The sequence below is a fragment of the Niallia sp. Sow4_A1 genome, from assembly GCF_052116745.1.
GTDB lineage: Bacteria > Bacillota > Bacilli > Bacillales > Cytobacillaceae > Niallia > Niallia hominis.
On the sequence record NZ_JBQKKM010000048.1, the window covers coordinates 1 to 18,423 of the forward strand.

Annotated in this window: 20 protein-coding genes; 11 read left to right on the forward strand and 9 right to left on the reverse strand. The window is 32.9% G+C overall.

Annotated elements, in window-relative coordinates; genetic code table 11:
- Positions 1-1,011: 1,011 nt before the first annotated feature.
- The gene (locus tag ACTQ5K_RS20495) at positions 1,012-1,320 is read right to left on the reverse strand and encodes an AbrB/MazE/SpoVT family DNA-binding domain-containing protein (protein WP_441131560.1); all 309 of its coding nucleotides are present in this window, start codon (positions 1,318-1,320) and stop codon (positions 1,012-1,014) included.
- Between the two features lie 380 nt (positions 1,321-1,700).
- Here ACTQ5K_RS20495 and merR point away from each other — a divergent pair, with 380 nt between their 5' ends.
- The 3 genes from merR (at position 1,701) to ACTQ5K_RS20510 (ending at position 3,553) form a co-directional block, all read left to right on the forward strand.
- The gene (merR, locus tag ACTQ5K_RS20500) at positions 1,701-2,102 is read left to right on the forward strand and encodes an Hg(II)-responsive transcriptional regulator (protein ID WP_441131559.1); all 402 of its coding nucleotides are present in this window, start codon (positions 1,701-1,703) and stop codon (positions 2,100-2,102) included.
- Between the two features lie 18 nt (positions 2,103-2,120).
- Entirely contained in the window at positions 2,121-2,321 is a 201-nt protein-coding gene (locus tag ACTQ5K_RS20505; RefSeq protein ID WP_441131558.1) for a hypothetical protein, read from the forward strand.
- 497 nt (positions 2,322-2,818) lie between these two features.
- Complete coding sequence (locus ACTQ5K_RS20510; RefSeq protein WP_031539461.1) at positions 2,819-3,553, forward strand: urease accessory protein UreH domain-containing protein; 735 nt, start codon at positions 2,819-2,821, stop codon at positions 3,551-3,553.
- Positions 3,554-3,782: 229 nt separating this feature from the next.
- Here ACTQ5K_RS20510 and ACTQ5K_RS20515 read toward each other — a convergent pair whose 3' ends face one another.
- Positions 3,783-4,430: a cupredoxin domain-containing protein gene (locus tag ACTQ5K_RS20515; RefSeq protein WP_231512597.1), complete on the reverse strand. Its 648-nt coding sequence runs from the start codon at positions 4,428-4,430 to the stop codon at positions 3,783-3,785.
- An 821-nt stretch (positions 4,431-5,251) separates the two neighbouring features.
- On the opposite strand from ACTQ5K_RS20515, the gene spoIIP reads away from it, so the two are divergent.
- Together spoIIP and ACTQ5K_RS20525 are read left to right on the forward strand one after the other, a co-directional pair.
- Positions 5,252-6,121 carry a stage II sporulation protein P gene (gene spoIIP / locus ACTQ5K_RS20520; RefSeq protein ID WP_269320391.1) on the forward strand — a complete coding sequence of 290 codons (870 nt, stop codon included), beginning with the start codon at positions 5,252-5,254 and terminating at the stop codon, positions 6,119-6,121.
- 24 nt (positions 6,122-6,145) lie between these two features.
- Positions 6,146-6,550 (forward strand): hypothetical protein, encoded by a 405-nt coding sequence (locus tag ACTQ5K_RS20525; protein WP_048717239.1) that lies wholly within the window; start codon positions 6,146-6,148, stop codon positions 6,548-6,550.
- Positions 6,551-6,640: 90 nt separating this feature from the next.
- On the opposite strand, the gene ACTQ5K_RS20530 is transcribed toward ACTQ5K_RS20525, so the two are convergent.
- The 3 genes from ACTQ5K_RS20530 to ACTQ5K_RS20540 all read right to left on the reverse strand — a co-directional run bounded on the left by ACTQ5K_RS20530 (position 6,641) and on the right by ACTQ5K_RS20540 (position 8,291).
- Positions 6,641-7,078, reverse strand: coding sequence for a hypothetical protein (locus tag ACTQ5K_RS20530; RefSeq protein ID WP_031539466.1), 438 nt, complete (start codon positions 7,076-7,078; stop codon positions 6,641-6,643).
- A gap of 110 nt (positions 7,079-7,188) precedes the next feature.
- On the reverse strand, positions 7,189-8,133 hold the full coding sequence (gene cysK, locus ACTQ5K_RS20535) for a cysteine synthase A (RefSeq protein WP_031539467.1): 945 nt from the start codon (positions 8,131-8,133) through the stop codon (positions 7,189-7,191).
- Positions 8,134-8,156: 23 nt separating this feature from the next.
- Complete coding sequence (locus tag ACTQ5K_RS20540) at positions 8,157-8,291, reverse strand: hypothetical protein (protein ID WP_269320390.1); 135 nt, start codon at positions 8,289-8,291, stop codon at positions 8,157-8,159.
- A gap of 399 nt (positions 8,292-8,690) precedes the next feature.
- Here ACTQ5K_RS20540 and ACTQ5K_RS20545 point away from each other — a divergent pair, with 399 nt between their 5' ends.
- The 4 genes from ACTQ5K_RS20545 to ACTQ5K_RS20560 all read left to right on the forward strand — a co-directional run bounded on the left by ACTQ5K_RS20545 (position 8,691) and on the right by ACTQ5K_RS20560 (position 10,735).
- Complete coding sequence (locus ACTQ5K_RS20545; protein WP_031539470.1) at positions 8,691-8,948, forward strand: hypothetical protein; 258 nt, start codon at positions 8,691-8,693, stop codon at positions 8,946-8,948.
- On the forward strand, positions 8,949-9,524 hold the full coding sequence (locus ACTQ5K_RS20550) for a LemA family protein (RefSeq protein WP_031539473.1): 576 nt from the start codon (positions 8,949-8,951) through the stop codon (positions 9,522-9,524).
- Positions 9,524-10,300, forward strand: coding sequence for a TPM domain-containing protein (locus ACTQ5K_RS20555; protein ID WP_031539475.1), 777 nt, complete (start codon positions 9,524-9,526; stop codon positions 10,298-10,300). Before ACTQ5K_RS20550 ends, ACTQ5K_RS20555 begins: the two co-directional genes overlap by 1 nt.
- Positions 10,301-10,459: 159 nt before the next feature.
- A complete protein-coding gene (locus ACTQ5K_RS20560) occupies positions 10,460-10,735 on the forward strand; it encodes a CC/Se motif family (seleno)protein (RefSeq protein WP_031539477.1) in 276 nt (91 codons plus the stop codon).
- Positions 10,736-10,783: 48 nt separating this feature from the next.
- Here the strand turns inward: ACTQ5K_RS20560 and ACTQ5K_RS20565 are convergent, their stop codons facing one another.
- From ACTQ5K_RS20565 to ACTQ5K_RS20575, 3 genes are all read right to left on the reverse strand, one after another.
- Positions 10,784-12,595, reverse strand: coding sequence for a carbon starvation CstA family protein (locus ACTQ5K_RS20565; RefSeq protein ID WP_031539478.1), 1,812 nt, complete (start codon positions 12,593-12,595; stop codon positions 10,784-10,786).
- Between the two features lie 138 nt (positions 12,596-12,733).
- Positions 12,734-13,471: a LytR/AlgR family response regulator transcription factor gene (locus tag ACTQ5K_RS20570; RefSeq protein ID WP_031539480.1), complete on the reverse strand. Its 738-nt coding sequence runs from the start codon at positions 13,469-13,471 to the stop codon at positions 12,734-12,736.
- Entirely contained in the window at positions 13,446-15,230 is a 1,785-nt protein-coding gene (locus tag ACTQ5K_RS20575) for a sensor histidine kinase (RefSeq protein WP_031539482.1), read from the reverse strand. The genes ACTQ5K_RS20570 and ACTQ5K_RS20575 overlap by 26 nt, the downstream gene beginning before the upstream one ends.
- Positions 15,231-15,596: 366 nt before the next feature.
- On the opposite strand from ACTQ5K_RS20575, the gene ACTQ5K_RS20580 reads away from it, so the two are divergent.
- Positions 15,597-16,535 carry a metal ABC transporter solute-binding protein, Zn/Mn family gene (locus tag ACTQ5K_RS20580; RefSeq protein ID WP_031539484.1) on the forward strand — a complete coding sequence of 313 codons (939 nt, stop codon included), beginning with the start codon at positions 15,597-15,599 and terminating at the stop codon, positions 16,533-16,535.
- 101 nt (positions 16,536-16,636) lie between these two features.
- Here the strand turns inward: ACTQ5K_RS20580 and ACTQ5K_RS20585 are convergent, their stop codons facing one another.
- Positions 16,637-16,840: a hypothetical protein gene (locus ACTQ5K_RS20585; protein WP_031539485.1), complete on the reverse strand. Its 204-nt coding sequence runs from the start codon at positions 16,838-16,840 to the stop codon at positions 16,637-16,639.
- Between the two features lie 455 nt (positions 16,841-17,295).
- Between ACTQ5K_RS20585 and lgt the strand changes: the two genes are divergently transcribed.
- The gene (lgt, locus tag ACTQ5K_RS20590) at positions 17,296-18,123 is read left to right on the forward strand and encodes a prolipoprotein diacylglyceryl transferase (protein WP_031539488.1); all 828 of its coding nucleotides are present in this window, start codon (positions 17,296-17,298) and stop codon (positions 18,121-18,123) included.
- Positions 18,124-18,423 lie beyond the last annotated feature (300 nt).

Sequence of the window (18,423 nt, forward strand, 5' to 3'; positions counted from 1 at the left end):
GAACACACAAAACAGAGAAGATTTAAGCAGGACCCAAATGCATATTTAAACAATATTGAAAGCAAGTGGAATCGGCACAACTAAATCATTGTGTTAGTTGTGCCGTGTAAGAAAAAAAAGACGTCCAATAGACATCTTCAAAAAAGATAGAATAAATTAATCCCGGAGAAGTCATTAATTATTCTATAATAGATTGTAACAATTATATAATAGGGGAAATATTTGCAGAAAGTAAGGATTTTTTATTGCAACTTTTTTACAAGTTTAATAAGGTACTAAAAATGTTTAACTAAAAAAACGAACATGGGAATTACTATTTATTTATATTTATTTCTGATTATGCCCCAACAGATATAACGGTCTGCTGTATTGCACAGTGGGAATCGATGCTTTTCCTAATTTTGTAGTTTTTTCTCCTGGGAAATACATTAATCCCAATTTACACACAAATTTCACTCTGTTTATAGGGGTATAGTAAAAAAGACGTCTATAAGACGTCTTCGTAAAGATAGAATAAATTAATCGCGGAGAGGCCATTAATTATTCTGTAGCAGGATAAGATTATAATAAGGGATACATTTGCAGAAAATAAGGATTTTTTATTGCAACTATTTTACAGTTTAATATGGTACGAAAAATGTTTAACAAACAAACGTTGAAATTTCTATTATTTATATTTACTTCTGATTATGCCTGAAAAGATATATCGATCAACCTGTATTGCAAAGTTGGAATCGATGCCTTTCATTCTCTTGGGAAATACATTAATTCCAATCTTATACCCAAGTTTTACTCTTTTTATAAAGATATATTAAAAAGACGTCTATGAGACGTCTTCGTAAAGATAGAACAATTAATCGCGGATAGGCCATTAATTATTCTTGTAGTAGGATAAGATTATAATAAGGGATACATTTGCAGAAAATAAGGATTTTATATTGCAACTATTTTACAAGTTTAATATGGTATAAAAAATATAAAACATTCAAATGTTGGAATTTTTTTGGTTTTTTATTGTACGTCTTTTAATAAATTTTGTTTCACTATATTTATGATTATTTTATTATGTTTATTATTTATATTTATTTCTAATAATGTCCCAACGGAAATACCAAGCAGCCTGCGTAACTCAGCTGGAATGGAAATTTTTCCTTTATGGAATATACATTTGTTTAATGTATGATCTGTATGATGTTTAACAATAACAATATGATCTTGCTCTTGGTATAAATATAGCGAGTCCCCATCCTGAATTCCAATGTGCTTCTGAGCTTTATTCGGAATGGTGACTTGGCCAGATTTTAAGAGTTTATTATACATAATCTATATCTCCATCCTTTTATAATCCTATTAGTTATTATCATAAAATATATAATAAGATAACTACTAATTAATAGTTATCAGTAAATTTATCATACATAGAAAATATGAAAAAGTTATGCAGAATATATAAAATATAAAGGATTTTATTATAATAAAGTCCTTGTGTATTTAAAAGTTGAATATTTCATACAAATATAACCATCATCACGGAAAAATTGAACCAGTTTCACTCAAAGAGAGACTGTCCATCGATTTGGTACATTGATGATTCAGTAATCTTTCCTAACGACCATAGAATTGAACAAATTAAATTTCAAAGTTACCCTTTACCCTGTACTATGATACAGGGTTTATAATTTATATGAGGTGAATTAGCTATGTATCGAATTAGTGAGCTTGCAGTAAAGAGTTGTGTCAATAAAGAAACAATAAGATATTACGAAAAAGTTGGGTTACTTAAAGAGCCTCCTCGAACGAATACTGGTTATAGGATGTTTTCAGAAGAAAGCGTCATTCGTATAAAATTTATCAAAAGGATGCAAGATTTGGGATTCACTTTAACCGAAATTTGTAAATTGCTCGGAGTCGTAGATAAAGACGGTGAACGATGTAATGATATGTATAACTTTGTTGTTAATAAAGTTGAAGAAGTACAGAGGAAAATTAGGGATTTAAAAAAGATTGAACAAATCCTTTTTAATCTTAAAGAAAGTTGCCCTGATGAAAAATCTATGTACGACTGTCCAATTATTGAAACTTTAATGATTGAAGAGAAATAATATAACTGGAGGTATAATATGGTTATACAATCTAATATGTCTCCTAAAGCAATAGTTGAAGCATGGGAGATAACAGCACCTATTTTTGCGGAATTTAATGTACCATTAACTAATAATACATTAGAAAGTATTGTCGAATCTGAGATTCTTCCTAATCTTCTTAATAAATTAAATGCTGCTGTCGGAAGTTCAACGGCTACTTGTGTAGAAGGTGGCTGACAAATGCCATCCAAAAGGGAGTAGGTTACTCCTTTTAATAAAATTACAGCGAAATCAATAATCCATATTCGGACGCGATTGTTGAAATCTATTAAAGCCATAACATACAAGTTACAACTATCTGACACTGTATATTATGGCGTATTTTTTATATAAAAATAGTATCTTGTTTTAAAAGGATTACTGAATAAACCCAAAATAAACTAAATTTTCTATTTAACATTTTTTTATCCTTACTCCTCGATTTTGGCTCCCTTTTTCAGTGACAAGTGCTCGGATTTCCGTTAGAGTGGTTCAATCTAGACGAAATTCCCAAAAGTGGTAATTTAAATGAATTTGTTTAAACCTTCAGAAAAATTTCAGTTACTCATAATTTCTGCAAAAATAAATAGTAAACTAGCATTTAATGATTGATTTTTGGATAATAGGAATTTAAATCATTAATATATCTAACGAACAAAAGGGTCATTGGAATTTTAGGGATAGGGGGATAAAAAATGTATGAGTTCTTTAGTCAAATCAGTTATGTACTTAGCCAACCATTCTATAATTTGATAAGCAGTACGGAAGGGATTCCGATTTTATTTGCCTTAGTTTTAGGACTTGTTGGAGCCTTAACACCTTGTCAATTCACAGGAAACTTAGGAGCTATTACGTTATATGGAAATAAATCTATACAGAAACGAATGGCTTGGAGTGAAATTCTTTTTTTTATACTTGGAAAAGTTGTAGTCTTTACCACTCTTGGGATAATCATATGGGTGTTAGGAAATGAAGTAAAATCTATTCTTGCTCTCTATTTTCCGTGGTTTAGAAAAATAGTTGGACCGATATTAATACTAATTGGCCTTTTTATGCTTGGCATTATTAAATTCTATAAATCTATTACCTTAGGAAGTATCCCAGAAAGATTAATGAAAAGTGGAAAAATAGGCGCCTTTTTAATGGGAGTTAGTTTTACACTTGGGTTCTGTCCAACCATGTTTGTATTGTTTTTTATTACCTTAATGCCAATGTCCTTATCTGTTTCTTACGGGATTGTTCTTCCAGGCGTTTTTGCCTTGGGTACTTCTTTACCTTTAATACTTGCTGCATTTTTTATTTGGTATTTTGAATTAAGTGGAAAATTAATGAAGAAAGGAAGAAAAATAGGATTAATAGTTCAAAGGTTTGCGGGAGTGATAATGTTGGTTTTGGGTATTTTTGATACGATAACTTATTGGGGTTCCTAATGAAGAAACGATGAAGTCTATGGGAAAATCGATTTATCGGTTCATCCCATAGACTTGAATAGAAAGGGAATCATTTATTTTTCGGAAAACCTTTTGCTTGTTCTTAAGTGATTCATTCAAGTAATAACTGCCTATAGAAGTTTATTTATAAGGATGCTACCAATTTAACAAATTAAAAGTAAATACTGAACACAAAACACTAATTTTGTTATTATGCTACTGTTATACCCTATGATATTATCAAAAGCCCCACCATGCCATTTTCCTTATGACCGGGAAGAGTACAGTAAAATTCATAAGTTCCTTGTTCTAGAGGGGTAAAGGTTAATTTTGTTTGTTTTTTGGCAGGTGCATGCAAATGAAGGTTAGTATTATTGTTCATATGGTTCCGATGGTTTATTGATTCCTTTCCAGAAAATAAAATATCCTTAATTTCAATATCATGCTCGATATTATCTTCATTTTTAAGGATAAGTGATACCTTTTCCCCTTTCTTTAGGGTCACTTCTGATGGGTTATATGAAAACTGGGAGGGTAATACCTTAATAGTCCATTCAAGTGATGTATTTTCCTTTTTTACCAAATCACTTTTATTGTTTAAATGGTGAATTTGTTGTTGAGATGAATTAGATTTAGATAACATTTGTTTATCTAATTGACTTCCAATAAGTAAGTAAGATGATAAGAAAAACAAGATAAAAAGTGGTTTGAAAATCCATTTTTTGGTTTGGATTTTTTCTCCTTTATTAGAGGAACCTGATAAAATAGGAAATAAAAACAGACTACTAACAGTAAGGGCCAGAAGTAGGTTTACCATAATAATTGATTGATCATAGGTAATCATCTCCCCAAGCATGGCTCCCATCATACCACCCATTAGTCCACCCATAGAACCTTCAAGTGAAGGAAGGATTCCAAATATCCCCCCTAAAGCAGCTCCTACAAAAATGCCTATTAAAACAGAGTAAAGTGTGGAATGAAAAAGGTTCCCTTGAAATAGTGATCCGAAAAAGACCCCAACGGTTAATCCTATACTCGTACCAATTGCCATAGAGAGTATCATACTTGACATCCCTCTTAATCTACTTCTAAAGAAAAGAGACATTGCTATAGCTGTTATGAAAATAAGGCAAAGAGTTAACATGACAAAGTAATGAAAGAAATTCAATTATTTCGCCTCCTTTTTACATGCTATATAATATGTTTATTTGTGATTGGACATGCCAATAAGTTGGGAAAGAAAGGAATCAGGTACACTTTAAAATTGCTCACCCTTATCGATGTTTACAACTTTATTTTCTGAATGAAGGATGTACTCTATTAAAATAATAGGATTTTACTAGTCTTTCTGTTCTTTTCTTTTCATAAAATAGAAGACATTCAAATTTAAGAGGTGTAATAATATGAGAGAAAAGAGTAAGGAAGATTACCTTTTTTATTCAACTTCATTCGATCGTTATGATTCTATTTATATCAATATTTGGTATAGTGTTCACTGTAAACTTTTTGGATTTTAAGCACAAATTCACTTCAACTTTCATTCATTCTACAAGTGAAGGAATTTCTTCTGATTTTTTTCTCTCATTGATGGCGGGTGAAATTGGACAACTTAAGGCTATGACAGATAAAGAGAATAGCTGGCAAATTTCTATCCCAAAAATTCTATTTACTACAATGACGAATATATGACCAGACGATATTCAAACGTTTTTAGGTCGAGAACTACCTGGATTTTCCTCTTATCATACAGAAATAGCAGTGGCAGGAAATGGAACCAATTTAACTAATATACCTGTTGAGTCTGCTCCTCCACTAGAGGTATTATTAAAGGAAATCGAAGAATCAGAGAAAAAACCAGTTTCTGAGCCAAATCCAAATAATAAACAAGAATTTCCCACTACGCCAGGGGAAAATGGAGTATTTGTATATCATTCACATAGTTGGGAAGCGTTTATACCCTTCTTAAGTGGTGTTAATAACCCAGATGAAGCTGTTAGTATTAATGAAGATAAAAATATTATTGCAGTTGGTAAGAGGCTTCAAGAGGAATTAATAAAAAGGGGGATAGGTACAAGTCAAAGTAAAGCAAATGTAACGGAGGAGCTAAAGAAAAAGAATTGGAATTATAATCATTCTTACGATCTTTCAAGAGGTTTAGTACAAGAAGCCTTAGCAACCGAAAAATCGATAAACTATTTAATAGATATTCATAGAGATTCACAGCCTAAAGAGATTACTACTACAATGATAAATGGAAAGCCATTTGCTAGATTGTTTTTTGTGGTAGGAAAAGAAAATAAAAATTATGAAGAAAATTTACATCTTGCAAAAGAATTACATCAAAAATTAGAAGAAAAATACCCTGGAATAAGTAGAGGAGTATTTGTAAAAGGAAAGGATGAGGGAAATGGTGTATATAATCAGGACCTTACTAATAAATCTATGTTACTAGAATTTGGTGGTGTCGAAAATAACATGGAAGAACTCAATCGTTCTATTGAAGCCTTTGCTGAAGTATTTGGTGAATATTATTGGAAAGCAGAAGAGGTTAGCGGGAATCCAGCATAGAATATAATTATGTAGGGAATAAATATGAAATTTATGAACAATTATAGTTTAAGTGAGTTGATAAATGTGTGTATTTCAAATAATTTTATGGAACAACAAGCTTATAAAATGAGTAAAGAGATCCAAAATAATTCATTTTACAAAGTGGTAAGAGCAGAAGATTCAGAAGGAAACGATTTAAAACTGCGATTACATGATGAACAATGGAATGGAAAAGATTTTATTACAAAAATCATTCTGGAAGATAAAAAAGGGAATTATTATTCTGTTAAACCTGATTATAATGGATTAAGGTTTGCAAAAGGAGAAATTAATTATAAAGAGTATTACAAAACAATGAGAAAAGAGAACTTCAAGGGATACGGTTATTTCTTTGTTAGTATCGTTTTCATTACACTGATGTTCTCGTTAATAAGGTTTTTAACCTAAAACATAATTTTAGAATGAAGTTTCATTTTATAAAGGAAAGGGCTGTATCACTAAAGCATTACGCCAAATTTGATACAGCCCTTCTTGAAATTAATTATGATGACCTTCGTGCTCCTCTTGTTGATCCTGTAGTGGTTCTTCTTTAGGTTGTTGTTGTTGATCCTGTTGTTGGACTGGGTCTGGTTGATTTAAACTTGTAATGGTATCAGGTATTGCTGTTATGACAAGAATGATTGAAATTATAGATGAGATCAGATAAACCCACGCTGCAGGGCGGTCTTTTGACCATTTCTTCTTTGCAACTCGTAGAAACCATATAGACAAAGCCAATGAGATAACCAAAAACACTAGTCTAATGGATGGTGGCATTGCCAATAAACTTGTACCTAACGTAGTTAGGCCTAACGCTATCAGTAGAGTATGAATCCAATGATGAGAGGAAGCTATAATGGCAAATAATACAGAACCAACTGCTTTTAGGAAGGTTCTTTCTTTTTTAGGATTCGAATGATTTTTATCTTCAGTCATGTGGCAGCCTCCATTAATTTTTAAAATATAATGTATGGATAGTAAAAGAAGAGGTCGACTCTTAATACTTCCCCTTAGGTGAGTCTAACCTCTTCTTTTTCATATTGTAACTAGTCTTGGAACAAAGCGGTTGATAGGTATCTTTCACCTGTATCAGGGAGAATCACTACTATTGTTTTACCTTTATTTTCAGAACGGGCTGCTACTTGATAAGCTGCAGCAATGGCAGCACCAGATGAGATCCCGACCAAAATACCCTCTTCTTTTGCTACACGTCTGGATGCTTCAAAAGCGTCCTCATTAGAGATTTTTATAATTTCATCATAAATCTCTGTATTTAAGACATTAGGAATAAAACCAGCTCCAATTCCTTGAATTTTATGTGCTCCTGAGTTTCCGCCAGATAAAACAGGGGAAGATTCGGGCTCAACCACAATAGAAAGGAGAGATGGCTTACGTTTCTTTAGAACCTCTGAAATTCCGGTAATGGTTCCTCCAGTACCAACACCACTAATTACAATATCAACATCTCCTTCTGTATCATTCCAAATTTCAACTGCTGTTGTTTTTCGATGAATCTCAGGATTTGCAGGGTTATTAAATTGTTGAGGAATAAAGGAATTTTGAATATCTTCTGCTAGTTTATTAGCTTTTTCAATCGCTCCTTTCATGCCTTTTGCACCTTCCGTTAGCACAAGTTCTGCCCCAAATGCTTTTAATAATTTACGGCGTTCTATGCTCATTGTTTCCGGCATAACAAGAATACAGCGATAGCCTTTTACAGCAGAGATATAAGCTAGAGCAATTCCGGTATTTCCACTAGTTGGTTCAATAATAACCGTATCTTTATTAATTAGCCCTTCTTCTTCTGCTGCTTCGATCATGGCCAAACCAATGCGATCTTTCACACTTCCTAAAGGATTAAAATATTCCAATTTTGCCAAAACTTCTGTCCCTGTTTCATTACTAATTCTATTAAGTTGAACAAGAGGGGTATTACCTATTAATTCTGTGATATTATTAACTACTTTTGGACGATTAAGTTTTATTGACATATTTTCAAACCTCTCCTTATTTTTTAATCAATGAAATAAATGAGCCCTCCAATTACAACAAAACCAATTATCCAGGGCCAAATCGATGCCATTAAAGAATCCTTTTTTGAATGTTTATCATTACTAGAATGATTATGACCACCACCACAACAACTCATAAAAATCTCTCCTTTCCATTAATTAAATAAAACTTTTATCACAGTAATAAGAATAAATAATAAATATGGAGAAAATATGAAGTATCAATGGAGAAATAATAGATTCACAATTTGTTCACATTCCTAAGGGATTTTAATTAAATAAGATATTTTCCTTTTTAAAATAAAAAGTCTAAAGTTCATTGGAGCAATCAAAATTTATCGGGTGATAATTGGATAATATAGATACGAAATAAATTAGTATTGTTATTAAGAAATATTAATTTGCACTTTTTATTCAAAAAAGCATAGCATTTTTTCGATTCTTAAGAAATTCTCATATCTAATTAATCTTGAGTTCAGATTTCCTATATAAAATGAGATAAAAGATCTATATCAAAAATGAGAGGAGACGATCATTTGCTTCTTATTAGGCATAAGTTTGAAAAAGGACAATGGAAATATTCAAATAAACTAGATTTATGGTTAACTAGAGGGGAAAATTTAGATGAGGTAGGCTATCCATATGGTTTGCACTATCAACTTAAATATAGTACTCATGAATGCAATGATCATCAATATGGTTATCATAGATGTCAATTTATATTTCCATTATGTGCAGACCTAGATAATCCCACTGAAATAAAAAAACCAATTGATAGAAAGGAGTCTGTATAAGTGAAAAAAAGTTTCTTGGTATTCGGAATAATAGCAACGGTAATACTAATTTTAGGTGCTTTGATTGTACCTAACTATAATAGTTTTATTGATTTGGAGGAAAATGTAGATCAATCGTATGCTCAAATTGAAAATCAGTTACAAAGGAGACTTGACTTAATCCCAAACCTTGTTAATACGGTTCAAGGATATGCCGCACATGAAGAAGACGTACTAACAGAAATATCAAATGCCCGCGCTAGGTTAGCAGATGCCAATTCCCCAAAAGAAGAAGCAACAGCTAATAATGAATTATCTGGTGCTTTAAGTAGATTACTAGTTGTAGTGGAAAATTATCCCGATTTAAAAGCGGATCAGCAATTTTCTCAATTAATGGATGAATTATCTGGTACAGAAAATAGAATTTCTGTTGCTCGAAAGGATTATAACGAACGTGTTGCAGAATATAACAAAAAAGTAAAAAGCTTTCCTGGGGTGATTGTGGCGAATGTAATAGGTTTTGAAGAAAAGGAATATTTTGAAGCTGACCCTAGTGCACAACAAGCACCAAAGTTTGACTTTGAAGGCAAAGAATAATGAGGAGTAAACGGATCTTCAGTATTTTGATGCTATTATTCACCATTTTTCTTTTTGCTGGGAAATCATTTGCTGAGATGCCCCAAATTCCAGATCCTATTGGAGATATATATGTACAAGATTTTGCAGGTGTTTTAACTGAGCAAGAAAAAATAGAGGTAGGAAGGATTGGAAGTAATGTTGAGGAAAAAACAACCGCACAAATTTCTGTCCTAACCGTAGAATCAATTGGTGATCAATCGATTGAGGAATTTGCAAATGAGGTATTCCGTCAATACAAAATTGGCAATGAAGAAGAGGATAATGGAATATTAATGGTTATTGGGATGAATCCATCATCAGGTAGTGATGAAAGACCATTAAGAATTGAAGTTGGTTACGGTTTAGAGGGTAGACTACCAGATGGGAAAGTTGGTAGGATTCTTGATGAAATTACAATCCCATACTTACAAAAGAATGAGATAAATCGTGCTATAATTGAAACATATAAGGTGCTAGCAAGTGAGGTATTGGCTGAATACGTTATTGAAGGAGAAAAACAACAAGTCGAGCAGCCAACTCAAGAGCTTAGAGAAGATGAGGGGATTGGGATTCCCTCATGGTTATTGATCATTATTGTTGTGGTAGTATTGTATTTAGATTTTAAGTTTTTTGGAGGAGTCCTTACTCATATTCTTCTTTCTATCCTCTCACGAGGAGGAAGAGGCGGAGGGGATGGTCCTAGAGGTGGTGGCGGCGGTTCCTCAGGCGGTGGCGGTGCAAGCAGGGGATGGTAAAAGTCGTTTGTACCCAATAATTCTTTTATTTCTAATGAAACTTTCTATACCAATTTTTAGTCTATCAAATTTCAATCTTAAAATAGTTCATTTTTAAATTCGTATACTAAATTAATATATATAATATGGATTGCCAGGTAGAAAAGGAGGGATTGGTGAATGCATGTGGAAATAGACGAAGAATCAAAAAAGTGGATTGAATCTAAAGGAAATCAACTAACAGTAAAAATGTTAGAAGTCGATGCTTGCTGTGCACCATGTGTTCAAGAATTAGTTGCAATTCCAGGGGAACCTAAAACGTTTGAACAATATAAACTATTAAAAATAGGAAATCTTACAATCTATATACAAAATTTCTTATACAGTAAAGAAAAACTCACATTAAAAATATCAGGTGTAAGCTTTTTAAAATCTATTTCTGCAAAGATTCAATAGGATAAAAAAAACAGCACCCAAATCACTTGTGTGAATGGGTGCTGTTTTTTATGCTACTTCTGCTTCTGATTGTTTTACTAATTCCACCTGTGGAATTTTCCATAATGCAATCCACTTCTTGATAGCTGCAACCAATATTATTATACCAAGGATCAACATAACTATTGAAAGTATTCCATTTATTACGTTATATCCAGCACTTTCAGTATTCAAGTAGACATTCGTCACCATCCAATATCCACCAACCATAACAGTTACAAATAGGTATGCAAGAGGGATTAAGCATGTAAGCATGTACCATCGCTTGTTGGCTATTTTAAGAATCACTGTTGCACCAATAATTAAACCAATCGAAGCCATTAATTGGTTGGAAACTCCGAAAAGTGCCCAAACAGAACTTATGTCTCCGGAGAAAAGTAGATAACCCCAGAAGAAGGAGGCAAGAGCACTAGCAATAAGATTTGCTACTAATGAGTCCGTCTTTTTTAACGGTTTAATAAAGTTTCCAAAAAAGTCTTGTATCAAGTAACGGGCAACCCGTGTCCCAGCATCAATAGCTGTTAAGATAAAGACAGCCTCAAATAATATGATGAACTGGTAAAAATAAGAAGCGATTTTTTCAAAAGCTGGAAATTCTGTGAAGATATATGTCATTCCTGCAGCTAACGTTACTGCACCGCCCGTTCTCCCATTAAGGTCCTGTTGAACTTGTCCTTCTAAAGTATCTAATTCGACGGTTTGCATTCCCAGTGTTTCATATGCCTCTGGTGTTGAATTGATAGCAAAGTAATCTCCTGGCTGCATGGAGATAGCTGCTATTAAAGCCATGACACCTACTACACACTCAACAAGCATAGCCCCAAATGCAACAGGTTTAATATCCTTCCAACGATTAATCATCTTTGGTGTAGTACCTGAACCAATAAATGCATGGAAACCCGAAATTGCTCCACAAGCAATGGTAATAGAAATGAACGGCCAAACTGGACCGGCAACAATTGGACCTCCACCATTAATAAATTCTGTTAATGCCGGAAATTGAACAGTTGGATTTACAATAAAAACCCCAATTATCAATGCACCAAACACACCAATTTTCATAAAAGTACTTAAATAATCCCGTGGTGCCAGTAATAACCAGACAGGTAAAACTGCGGCAAAAAATGCATAGGTTGGAAGTGCTATTGCTAGAGTGCTTTTTTCAAGTGTTAAAAAATCACCAAGCCATGTACCTTGCAGGTAAGGCCCAATAGCGACAGCAACCATTATAAGAAGAAAACCGACAGTAGATGCAAGTTTTAAGTTTCCTGTCTTTTTATAATATAAACCAACACCCATTGCGATTGGAATCGTCATACCTACAGCAAAGGTTCCCCATGGGTTTCTTTCTAGTGCGCCCAAGACTACTAATGATAGACCTGCCATCGTAATAATAATGATAAATAACATTGCTAAACCAGCACAAAACCCTGCGACAGGACCAAGTTCATCCTTGGCTACTTCTGATAAAGATTTTCCATCTCTTCGCATAGATGCAAAAAGTACGACTAAGTCATGAACAGCACCACCGATTACCGCCCCTACTAATAGCCATATTAAGCCTGGTAAATAACCGAACTGTGCTGCTAAAATTGGACCAACTAATGGACCTGCAGCAGCGATTGCCGCAAAATGGTGTCCAAACGCAACCCATTTATTCGTTGGAACATAGTTTTGACCGTCTTCCATTCTATGAGCTGGAGTCGGTTTTGTTTCATCTTCGGTAACTTTTAAAACTTTAGCAGTCATAAAAGTACCATATAATCGATAAGCAATGGCCAAGATACAGAGAGCACCTATTACAATTGTAATCGCATTCATTTCATCATTCTCCTTTATTATTTGGCTTAATTTCATTTTACAAATGAAAACGGGGATATTTCATTTTTCAAACTAAATTACACAAATAACAGGATGAAAAGCAATAATGAAAAGATGAAATACAATTTATAAATGATTTTACAAACCAAGACACTTTTTCAATTCTTTTACATAGGTTCTACTAACTGGAACTTTAGAGTTATCCTTCATGATTAAATTATATGTTGAATTAAACCAAGGATCGATTTCCGCAATATGATCTAAATTGACAAGGTAGCTTCGATGAACACGTAGAAACGGAGCTTTATTTAACTTCTTTTCCATTACGACAAGCGTATCATTAACTTTAAATTCCTGTACCGATGTTTTAATCAAACACTTTTTCTCAAAGGATTCTATATAAAGAATTTCATCATAGTTTAATAAGATTATTCTATCATCTACAAGAATAGGTATTTTTTCATTTCTATCGTTTTTAATATAAGGATTGGTAGAAAGATCTTTATTCCCAAGGCTTTGCAATTGTTTAATTTTATCTAATGTTTTTTGAATACGTGCTTCATCGAAGGGTTTTAAAACATAATCTAGCGCATTTAACTCAAAAGCTTGCAGTGCATATTCGTCATAGGCCGTGGCAAAAACAACTATGGGGGAGGGATCAAAGGTTTGTAACTGCTTTGCTAAAGTCAATCCATTATCTTCAGCAAGTTCAATATCTACAAAAACAATATCGGGTTTTAATGTAGCGACTTCCATCTCTGCATCCTCGATACAATCTCCTTCCCCTAATATTTTTACTTCTTTGCTTCTATTTAATAAATATTTTAATTCATCTCTTGCTAAAGGTTCATCATCCACTATATACGCTGTTAGCATCTTGATCAAACACTCCTTTATTTTCGGAAGGGATCGAAATAGTTATGTTTGTTCCATTACCCACTTGACTTTTTATAACTAAACTTGCTTGGCTACCATAAATTCCTTTGAGTCGTTCATTTATGTTAAAGATAGCTGTACCATTTCCTTTTTTAGAGCTTACTATTTTTTTTCCGAGGACATCAATCTTGTCATTCGGTATCCCTATTCCATTATCCTTTACAATAATGATTAAACGACTATTTTCAGAGAAGATACGAATTTGAATAATTCCTCTATTTTTACTTCCCGGGAACCCGTAATGAATGGCGTTTTCAACTAAAGGTTGTAACATGAAAGGTGGAATAAGTACCTTTTTAAGATTGGGTTCAATGAGATAATCTATTTGATATTTATTTGGAAATCGTGTTTGCTCTAACGAAATATACGCTTTTACATTTTCTAAGTCTTTCTCCAAAGGGATAAGCATCTGCCTTGCTCCTTGTAGATTTCCTCGAAAAAAGGAACTTAGCTCTAGTAACAATTTACGAGCCTTATCTGCATCAGTACGGCAGAGTACAGAAATTGTATTAATGCTATTAAATAAAAAGTGAGGATGAATCTGTGCTTGTAATGCTTTAATTTCAGCATCTTTTAATAGCTTCGTTTGTCTTTCCGCTTCTGCAAGTTCCAATTGTGTAGAGAACAAATTAGCAAGACCTTCTGCTAATTGTTGCTGTACCTGATTAAGCTTTTCAGGATCGGTATAGTACATTTTTAAAGTCCCAACCATATTATTTTTCACCTTTAATGGTAGTACAATGGCAGCTTCTAAAGGGCAGTTACTATGAATACAGGAGATTTCTGCTTTCGTTCTTGCAACTAAGATCTTTCTGTATTCGAGCACTCTTTTTGTTAAAAGAGTTTCAGGTTTTGCAAGAGGAATATGGTGATCGGAAGCAGCGCCGACATGCGATAATATTTTTTGATGATCGGTTATTGCAACAGCATCTGCGTCTGTCAGCTTCAGCATAATTTTTGATATTTCCTTACACGAATTAGTATTAAGTCCTTCACGAAAGAAAGGGAGTGTCTGTTCTGCTATATAAAATGCATGGTTCGTTTGATTGGCACGTGTACGCTCGTGATCGCGTTTGATCGATTGGATCATAAACATGAACAATAGCGTTCCAAAACCGTTAACGAAAATCATGGGTAAACCAATAATCTGCACGAGTTGCCATGCTTGTTCAAACGGTTTGGCAGTAACAAGAATGATGAGCATCTGAACCGTTTCTAATGCCATACCAACAGTTACAGCAAATGTGGAAGTAATCTTTTTTTTCTTCTGTTTTCGTACTTTCCCTAAATATCCTGCTACGGTTCCTGCCAAAATGGTTGAAATAGCACAAGAAAATGCTGTAAATCCACCCAATGTATAACGGTGGACACCTGCAATCATCCCAGCGCCGATACCAACCATAGGTCCACCAAGCAGACCTCCAATGACTACTCCCATTACTCTTGTATTTGCTAAAGCGCTTTCGGAGTCTAGTTCGTAATTCCACTCAGCTTTGTTAATGATATTATGATGAATTTCTATTCCTGTATAATTACTAATTACTCCAAATGCACCAAAAAGTAGTAAAAGCATAACTTTTTCACTCGTTTTATGCTCATGTTGAAAAAGCTGGCGAAATGAATTCATTTGAGAAAGAACATAGGCAACAATAACGATAATTCCAACCTTTTCTAGCATTATTGGAACTAAATAGAACATTGTTTCATTCCTCCGATACAATTGTCATTCAACAACTTCTTTGGTTTCACATTGGATATTTTTACCCCTGAAATAATGTAATTCATTCTTTTCTGAATGAAAGTTCCCTATATTATGAAAAACAGTACAATAACTTAAACCAACCTTGCTGATTTTCAAATTTAATAAAAAGATAGTATATAACTATATTAATTATAGCAATACAGAAATATTTTAGAGTCTCTAAATTTGGTTTGAAAGGAACTTTTTTAAATAAATTTTTTATTTCTCAATACTTTTTGCATATTTATTGATTATATTTTGATAGTTGAATTGATTATAAGTTGTAAATCGTAATAATTACTATTTAAAGTTAAGGAGAAATTTATGAAAAAGTATATCGTTGTCATTATTTCTATTTTATTTGTATTTTTAGTCCTAACAGGCTGCAGCCAATCATTATCTAGAAATGAAAGTGGTATCGGAAAAGAGAAACTTAATATCTATACCACCATTTTTCCACTTCAAGATTTCTCAGAGAAAATAGGCGGTAAATATGTACAGGTAGAAAACATTGTCCCAACTGGTTCCGATGCGCATTCCTTTGAACCCTCCACCAAAACAATGGTTAAAATATCTGAGGGAGATGCCTTTGTTTATTTAGGAACCGGAATTGAAGGTTTTACGGATGCTGTTATTGAAGCTGTTAAAAATGAACAGACAAAAATAGTAAAAGCATCCGAAGGTGTTGCTTTAATAGACTCAAACGGAATCATAGTGAAAGAAAAGGCGGTAAAAGGGGATGTCGACCCACATGTATGGCTTGATCCTAATAGAGCTATCCAACTTGCCGAAAATATTAAAAATGTATTTATTGAAATAAAGCCAGAACAAGAGGAGTATTTTGAAGAAAACTTTAAAAAGCTGAAAGAAGAACTAGAAATATTGGATTTATCCTTTAAGAAAATGGTCAGAGAATCTTCCAATAAGAATTATATTGTGGCTCATTCTGCTTTCGGATATTGGGAGGATGCATATGGTTTGGAACAAATAGGAATTAGCGGACTTTCCCCAAGCAATGAACCTTCGCAAAAGCAATTAGAAGAAATCATTAAAGCTGCAAAAAAACAAGAAATTAAATATATACTTTTTGAGCAAAATGTGGAAAATAAGGTAGCTGAGGTACTTAAAAAAGAAATTGGGGCAGAAACACTAACTCTGCACAATTTAGAGGCCTTAAATGAAGAAGATATTAAAAAAAATGAGGATTATATTTCTATAATGGAAAAAAATATCGAAACGCTTAGAAAAGCTTTGGACTATTAAGGAACAGGGGATATTTGATTAAAAATAATTGAAAGAAGAGTACGAAATTTGTACTCTTCTTAATAAAAATGAAAGAAAATCAGTATAATTGAGCTCTCTCACTATCCTTTTATATCAATATTACCACCTAGGTAAGGTTGTGCTGCTTGTTCTAGAGCTTTAGTACTAGCCTCTTCTAACAACTTGTTGCTTTTATTGCTGTAATCAATCTTTCCTTCTGTTTGATCCAATGCTTTCATCCTAGATGATCTAGAAGCCATCTGCTGGTTCTGACCCTGACACTTTTCAACAGACGTCATTTCCATAAAATTTTCACCCTTTCCATTAAAAATGATGTAAAATATTTCTTCATTTTGTTTTTTAAAAGATTTTTAATCTTATACCAGCTTAAGTTATTTAATTTAGGAACTATTTTAAAAGGATTTGATTTCTGTAAAGTAATTATGAAACCTCTTAAAAACTTGATATAGGGAAGAATAGGAGCTAGGGGAAAGCGCCTATTCTTCTGTTAGGGATAAAAGCAGATGTTTCAAAAGTATAATAATCAATTAATATGCAGAAATTTAGGATTAATAAATACTTTTTGTGTAAATTTTTATAACAATCTCATCAAAATGAATCGTTTATTTTACAATGTTAAAATTTTATACACATTTTCTCGATAAAAAATTCACTTTTTGCTTTTATGATAGTTAACAAGTTAGAAGTTATGCTTTTTTCAAAAAACTACTAGACGATACATTAGAAATGAGGAAAATACATGATACCTTTATTTAGTATAGGTCCGTTAACGTTTTACTTTTTTGGTTTAATGATAGCGGTAGGTGCATCAGTTGGCATTTATATTTTTACAAGAGAAGCCAAAAGAAAAGGGCTTGATCATAAGGTTTTGATGGACATAGCTATTTATTCATTAATCGGGGGGATTATTGGAGCCCGAATAACTTATATATTAGTGTATAATCCATCCTATTATTTTGCCAATCCTATTAAAATACTCCATATAACGGAGGGTGGACTTTCTATTCATGGTGGAATTTTAGGGGGATTATTAGTTGGTTACTGGTTTTTAAAGCGTCACAAAATACCTATTTGGGAAACATTAGATATTGTAGCTCCAGCATTAATAATAGCTCAAGGAATTAGCCGAATAGGCTGTGATGTATTTGGCGGACCAATCTCAAGTGCATTACCTTGGGGAGTGGAGAAGTATGGTGAATACCTTCATCCTGCCCAAGCCTATGAATTTTTATTAGACTATTTATTATTTGGGTATCTATGGTTGCGTTTAAAGAAGCCTTCTTATTCAGGTCAAGTGTTTATTCATTATTTAATCGGATTTTTAGTTATTCGTGGCATTGTGGAGTTTACTAGAGTAAACCCAATGGTTTTTGGTCCTTTTAGTGTAAGCCATGTGATGAGTTTAATAGGAATCATCATTGCATTTATTCTAGTAAAATACCGAAAGAAGCATAAACTTATCAATCAAGAAAATGTAATTAACACCAACGAGTATCTAAAAACTGGATTGTTTGTTTTGATCATGATGGCCGTATCCCTCGTAATCTATTATTTAGTTCAAGTTTAGAAGTTTAATTTTAAACTATTAATTTCTTAAGTAATTCTTATATTCATTTCATCTATTTCTAAGGAAAGACGATTATTATGAAATATACATTTAGATTTTGATAGGAGGAGATTAGCTCAGATTTTGAGAAATATTTGTTAAAACAGCTCGTAATATAAACAAGATTCTAGTTAAACGTTGTTAAAATAGTATAAAAAAGCATACGATTAATTCTTTGTTTAATAATAATATAGAAAAACTTTGGAGGAGTCTGTCATCAAGGGATAATTATGTCCTTAGATGATGGATCCTTTTTTATTT